This window comes from Ollibium composti (assembly GCF_004801285.1).
Taxonomy (GTDB): Bacteria; Pseudomonadota; Alphaproteobacteria; order Rhizobiales; family Rhizobiaceae; genus Mesorhizobium; species Mesorhizobium composti.
Genome location: NZ_SSNY01000033.1, coordinates 1 through 599, shown reverse-complemented (window position 1 = coordinate 599; position 599 = coordinate 1). Strand labels below are relative to the sequence as shown.

Annotated in this window: 1 protein-coding gene and 1 pseudogene; both read left to right on the top strand. The window is 64.6% G+C overall.

Going from position 1 to position 599, the window contains the following annotated elements; translation table 11 throughout:
* Positions 1–243: pseudogene (locus tag E6C48_RS22365) on the top strand (IS21 family transposase); the annotation flags it as partial.
* Positions 233–599 (top strand): ATP-binding protein (locus E6C48_RS22360; RefSeq protein ID WP_136360398.1); only part of this gene is annotated, 367 nt, incomplete at its 3' end. The pseudogene E6C48_RS22365 and the gene E6C48_RS22360, both read left to right, overlap by 11 nt.

The following is a 599-nucleotide window of genomic DNA, read 5'->3' as shown; positions in this document are numbered from 1 at the left end:
CTGTCGCTTGTCCTGCAACATGACGAGCAGGTCGTGCTGACGGCAGTGGAGATGGCCCTGCAGGCTGGCGTGCCGACCAAGGTCCATATCCTTAATCTCCTGCATCGGCTGGTCGACGGCAAGCCGACCGAGACGCCGATCGTGGATGCGCCGCAGGCGCTGAGCCTGGCCAAGGAGCCACAGGCCAATGTCGAGCGCTACGATGCGCTGCGCCAGGTTCGGGAGGTGCGTCATGCGTCATGATCCCGCCAGCGGCGCCATCGTCATCATGCTCCGGAGCCTGAAGATGCACGGCATGGCGCAGGCCGTCGCCGAGCTCACCGAGCAGGCTTCTCCCGCCTTCGAGGCCGCCATCCCGATCCTGTCGCAGCTGCTGAAGGCCGAGATGGCCGAGCGGGAGGTCAGATCCGTGGCCTATCAGCTCAAGAGTGCACGCTTCCCGGTCTATCGCGACCTGGCTGGCTTCGACTTTGCCAGCAGCGAGATCAATGAAGCCCTCGTGCGTCAGCTCCATCGATGCGAGTTCATGGGCGATGCCAACAATGTCGTGCTTGTCGGCGGCCCTGGCACCGGAAAGACCCACGTCGCCACCGCCCTTG